This window comes from Halorubrum sp. SP9 (assembly GCF_005435015.1).
In the GTDB taxonomy this organism is placed as follows: domain Archaea; phylum Halobacteriota; class Halobacteria; order Halobacteriales; family Haloferacaceae; genus Halorubrum; species Halorubrum sodomense.
The window spans coordinates 1-233 of sequence record NZ_SGXU01000713.1 but is presented as its reverse complement, the minus strand read 5'-3'; the positions used below and the strand labels follow the sequence as shown (position 1 = coordinate 233).

Genomic DNA, 233 nt, shown 5'->3' with positions numbered 1-233 from the left:
AACTCGTGGTTCGCTGCGGCTACGCTATCAAAATGCTCTTTGATTGTGTCTGAAATGCGGAACCACGTCTGTCCGACTGGAGTTTCAAGCTCTCGGACGTCCACCTTCGGACCAACCGACGTGATGTCGGGTAGTTCTGGAATCTCGTGTGGTAGGTCGAACAGGACAGAATCTAGCGCGTCCACACCCGCGAAGAACTCCTCAACCGGTACTAGATCTGGGACTGAGTGTCC

General features: G+C 54.1%; 1 protein-coding gene. It reads right to left on the bottom strand.

The annotated features are described in order from the left end of the window. Positions 1-185: hypothetical protein (locus EXE45_RS21135; RefSeq protein ID WP_206750535.1), on the bottom strand; the 185-nt coding region annotated here is incomplete at its 3' end. Positions 186-233 lie beyond the last annotated feature (48 nt).